Raw genomic sequence first — 516 nt, 5'->3', positions numbered from 1 at the left:
CCCGCCAGCGGGGGCGCAACACGCGCAGTGCGCGCCTATGCCGTTAACGGGACATTGGGATGGACGGCAAAAAGCCTGAAGGCAAAACCGTCCATCGCACTGCAGGGTGACCTGTTTTCAGGCGGGTCGTATCACAGCAGTGATGGCGCGGTCGGCACGTTTGCCACTCCCTATTTCCCGCTGCCGTATTATAATGACGTGACACTGGCCCTGACATCGCAGAACCTGGTCGGCATCGGGCCGGTCATTACGGCAGCGCCACTGGCGAACCTGCATCTCAAGCTGCATGTCCCCGTTTTCTGGCGCGAAAGCACGCAGGATGCGGTGTATGGCACCGGCAAGATCTATGGCTGGCGCAACGGCCTGTCGGGCGGGTTCATCGGCACCACGCCCCAGACGCAGCTTGCATGGAATTTTGCGCCCCACTGGACATGGACGCACGATATCGCAGGCTTCGTCGCATCGCAGGGGATGCACCGTGCGGGGGCGAAGGACGGGGCATTCTACATGCAGACC

1 protein-coding gene is annotated in these 516 nt (G+C 62.0%); it reads left to right on the top strand.

Translation table 11 applies throughout. The annotated features are described in order from the left end of the window. A partial coding sequence (locus CFR80_RS18830) for an alginate export family protein (protein WP_181418295.1) occupies positions 1–516 on the top strand: 516 nt, incomplete at both ends.

The sequence above is a fragment of the Komagataeibacter oboediens genome (genome assembly GCF_003207815.1).
GTDB classification, from domain to species: domain Bacteria; phylum Pseudomonadota; class Alphaproteobacteria; order Acetobacterales; family Acetobacteraceae; genus Komagataeibacter; species Komagataeibacter oboediens.
This window is presented reverse-complemented; position numbering and strand designations above follow the sequence as displayed.